The sequence below is a fragment of the Lysobacter sp. Root916 genome (genome assembly GCF_001429785.1).
GTDB lineage: Bacteria > Pseudomonadota > Gammaproteobacteria > Xanthomonadales > Xanthomonadaceae > Lysobacter.
In genome coordinates this window covers 1-3,632 of record NZ_LMJF01000010.1, presented here as the reverse complement: position 1 = coordinate 3,632, position 3,632 = coordinate 1, and the positions used below count along the sequence as shown (strand labels likewise).

Sequence of the window (3,632 nt, the reverse complement as noted above, 5' to 3'; positions counted from 1 at the left end):
GGCATCCTCAAGGCCGGCGGCGCCTACGTGTCGCTGGACCCAGCCTATCCGGCCGAACGGCTGGCCTTCATCCTGCAGGACAGTTCGCCCCGGCTGCTCCTCTCGACCACGCGCCTGGACGGGCATCTGCCCGCCGGCGACGTGCCCGTGCTGTGGCTGGACCAGGCGCCGGCCACGCTGGCGAGCCATCCGGTCGACAGCGTCGACGCACGGCGGCAGGGCCTGAGCTCGCGTCACCTGGCCTATGTGATCTACACCTCCGGTTCCACCGGCACGCCCAAGGGCGTGGCGATCGAGCATGCCAACACGCTCAACCTGTTGGCCTGGGCGCAGGCCAGTTTCACGGCGGCCGAGCTGAGCCACACATCCTCGGGCGTGCGGAAGATGCCGACGNCAGGGCCTGAGCTCGCGTCACCTGGCCTATGTGATCTACACCTCCGGTTCCACCGGCACGCCCAAGGGCGTGGCGATCGAGCATGCCAACACGCTCAACTTGTTGGCCTGGGCGCAGGCCAGTTTCACGGCGGCCGAGCTGAGCCACACCCTCTTTGCCACCTCCACCAATTTCGACCTGGCGGTGTTCGAGTTGTTCGTGCCGCTGTCGTGCGGGGCCACGGTGAGCCTGCGTCCGGATGTGCTGGCGGTGACCGCGCAGGACACGATGACGCTGATCAACACGGTGCCCTCCGGCATCGACGCGTTGCTGCGTTCTCAGTGCGTGCCGGATACGGTACGCACGATCAACCTCGCCGGCGAAGCTTTGAAGCCGGCGCTGGTGGCGCAGCTGTTTGCCGGCACGTCGGCCGAAGAGGTGGTGAACCTGTACGGTCCCAGCGAGACCACGACGTACTCGACCTGGGTGCGGATGGACCGCAGCCATGCGGGACCGGTGCTGATTGGCCGACCGATCGCCAACACCCAGGTGTACATCCTGGATGCGCAGGGCGAGCCGGTGCCGGTGGGCGTGGCGGGCGAGCTCTACATCGGCGGCGATGGCGTGGCACGCGGCTATCTGAACCAGCCGGCGTTGACGGCCGAGCGGTTCGTGCGCGATCCGTTCAGTGCCGCCCCGCAGGCGCGCATGTACAAGACCGGCGACCTCGGTCGCTGGCTGCCGGACGGCAACATCGAGTACCTGGGCCGCAACGATTTCCAGGTGAAGATTCGCGGCTTCCGCATCGAGCTGGGCGAGATCGAGGCCCGGCTGGCGGGGTGTGCCGGCGTGCGCGAGGCGGTGGTGCTGGCGCGCGAGGACGAGCCGGGCGACAAACGCCTGGTGGCGTACCTGACGGCGGATACGGGCGCGGACCTGTCGGTGGCCGAGCTGCGTACGCGTCTGTCGGCGCAGCTCCCCGACTACATGGTGCCCAGTGCCTTCGTGGTGCTCGACGCGTTCCCGCTGACGCCCAACGGCAAGCTGGATCGCAAGGCTTTGCCGGCACCGGACGCAACGTCGCTGATGCGGCGCGAGTACGAGGCGCCGCAGGGCGAGATCGAGCAAGAGCTGGCCGAGGTCTGGCAGTCGCTGCTGAATATCGAGCAGGTGGGTCGCCACGATCACTTCTTCGAGCTCGGCGGGCATTCGCTGCTGGTGGTCGCGATGACCACGCGTCTGCGCGCGAAGGGCTTGCGCGGCGAAGTGCCACGATCACTTCTTCGAGCTCGGCGGGCATTCGCTGCTGGTGGTCGCGATGACCACGCGTCTGCGCGCGAAGGGCTTGCGCGGCGAAGTGCGCCACCTATTTGCCGCGCCGGTATTGAGCGCCTACGCCGCCACCTTGCATCGTGGCGAAGTGGAAGAGGCGGAGGTCGTGCCGCCCAGCCTGTTGACGCCGGAGCTGCGGTCGATATCGCCCGAGCTGCTGCCGCTGGTCAGCCTGACGCAGGCCGAAATCGACTGCGTTGTCGCAACCGTGCCCGGTGGCGTCGCCAACGTCCAGGACATCTACCCGCTGCTGCCGTCCCAGCAAGGCATCCTGTTTCATCACATGCTGGACGGCGAGGGCGACACCTACCTGTTGCGGGCGCTGCTGGCGTTCGATCGCCGCGAGGAACTCGATGATTTCCTGCGCGCGCTGAACGTAGTGGTGGCGCGTCACGACATCCTGCGTACCGCCGTGGTGTGGGAAGGATTGTCGACACCGGTGCAGGTGGTCTATCGACAGGCGCGCGTGCCCGTGCACGAACTGACCTTGCCGGGTGTAGGCGACGCCCTGGAAGAACTTGGCGGGCTCTCTGATCCGCGCAGTTTGCGACTGGATCTCACCCGTGCGCCCTTGCTGGCGGCCTACGTCGCCGAAGACCGCGCGGGCGGTTGGATGCTGTCGATGTTGCAGCATCACCTGGTCTGCGATCACGTGACGCTGGCCCTGGCGCTTGCCGAGATCGATGCGATACGCAGTGGAAACGGTGCGGATCTGACCGATGAGGTGCCGATACGCCAGTTGGTGGCGCAGGCGCTGCGCGTGCCTGCGGCAGCGCACGAGGCCTATTTCCGCCAGGAACTGGCGCATATCGACGAGCCCACGGCGCCGTTCAACGTGCTCGATGCGCGTCAGAGCGGTGCAGTATCCGAGACCGTCGAGCTGCCTCTGGATGCGTCGCTTGGGCGCGATATCCGCGCGGAGGCACGCCGACGCGGCGTATCGCCGGCGGTGCTGTTCCATGTGGCGTGGGCGCAGGTTCTGGCGCGCTGCACAGGTCGCAACGAGGTGGTGTTCGGCACGGTGCTGTCTGGGCGCATGCATGGCGCGGGCGGCGCTGACCGTGCCTGGGGCATCTTCATCAATACGCTGCCGATCCGGGTGGTGGTGGAAGGCACGGCAGCGGACGCCGTCGACCAGACGCGGCGCCGGCTCGCCGAGTTGCTCGAGTATGAGCACGCCCCGCTTTCGCTCGCGCAGCGCTGCAGCAGCGTGCCGTCGTCCTTGCCCCTGTTCACGGCGTTGCTGAACTATCGGCACAGCGACGACATCTTCGCCATGTCAGGAGGCATGCGCCTGCTCGCAGCCGAGGAAACGACCAACTATCCGATTTCGATGAGCGTGGATGACTTCGGCGACCGGTTCGCGCTGACCGCGCAGGTCGTCGACGGCTTGGACGCGGCGCGCCTGGCCGGATACTTCGCCCACACCATAGAGAGCCTGACCGCGGAGCTGCGTAGCGATGGAACGCGTTCGCTGCGTGCCTTGGATGTCCTGCCTCCGCCCGAGCGCGAGCGGGTGCTGTCCGAGTTCAACGCGACCACGGTCGACTATCCGCGCGAGTCGCTGATCCACGAGCTGTTCGAGCAGCAGGCGNCTCCGCCCGAGCGCGAGCGGGTGCTGTCCGAGTTCAACGCGACCACGGTCGACTATCCGCGCGAGTCGCTGATCCACGAGCTGTTCGAGCAGCAGGCGGCCGAGTCTCCGGACGCGGTGGCGGTGGTGGACGAGCACCGCGTGCTGACCTATGCGGAGCTGAATGCGCGCGCCAATCGCATCGCGCATTACCTGATCGCCCAGGGCGTGCGGCCGGACGAGCGCGTGGCCTTGTGCTGCGAACGTTCGGCGGAGCTGATCATCGGCCTGCTGGGCATCCTCAAGGCCGGCGGCGCCTACGTGCCGCTGGACGCGGAGTACCCGCCGGAGCGG

At 67.6% G+C, this 3,632-nt stretch carries 1 protein-coding gene; it reads left to right on the top strand.

Annotated elements, in window-relative coordinates:
- Positions 1 to 394 precede the first annotated feature (394 nt).
- Positions 395 to 2,062 (top strand): non-ribosomal peptide synthetase (locus ASE35_RS21935; RefSeq protein WP_235570028.1); only part of this gene is annotated, 1,668 nt, incomplete at its 5' end.
- Positions 2,063 to 3,632 lie beyond the last annotated feature (1,570 nt).